This window comes from Phycicoccus sp. Soil803 (genome assembly GCF_001429685.1).
GTDB lineage: Bacteria > Actinomycetota > Actinomycetes > Actinomycetales > Dermatophilaceae > Pedococcus.
Genome location: NZ_LMST01000001.1, coordinates 744,040 through 744,682 on the forward strand (window position 1 = coordinate 744,040; position 643 = coordinate 744,682).

1 protein-coding gene is annotated in these 643 nt (G+C 73.6%); it reads right to left on the minus strand.

The features are described 5' to 3' along the window. A partial coding sequence (locus ASG95_RS21570; protein ID WP_235543301.1) for a DUF222 domain-containing protein occupies positions 1-643 on the minus strand: 643 nt, incomplete at both ends.

Below are 643 nucleotides of genomic sequence, written 5' to 3' on the forward strand. Positions count from 1 at the left end.
GGCCGCGCCGAGCGAGGCCTTGAGCTGGTCGTGGTCGAGGGTGACCAGGACGGTGGCGTTGACCTTGCCGGACAGGTGGTCGGTGGGCAGGTGCTCGAGCAGCTCGACGAACGCCCGCCCGTACTTCTGGGACCAGTCCAGGTCCTCGGCGCGGAACGCGTCCCAGGTCGCCTCGGCCACCTGGCCGGCGGTCAACGCGGAGCCCTGGGCCGCTGCTCGCGCCTTGGCGTCCCGGGCCGCCTGCTGGGCGAACCGGCGCGGCGATGCCATCTGCTGCACGACCTTCTTGAGGATGTTGGCGGCGAGCGTGGGTACGGTGAAGTGGCCGGTGGTGGTGCCGTCGTGGTTGTCGTGCAGGGTCAGCTTCGTCGCGGCGAGGGCGCGGTCCTCCTCGCCGCGCAGCACCGCGTCCTCGTGGGCGTCGACCTCGGCCCGGGACCGCTGCGCCGCCTCCAGGGCCCGTCGGGCCTTGCGGCGCAACGCGGCCGGGTCGACCCGCTTGGCCACCGCCACGAGCGACTCCTCGATCGCGGCTCGCTCGACCTCGGCCAGTCCAGCAGGCAGCTGCTGGGTGGCGGTCGCGATCACCCTGGCGTGCTCGGTGGTCACCTCGCCCTCGCCCAACGCCGCCTTGGTGGCCGTC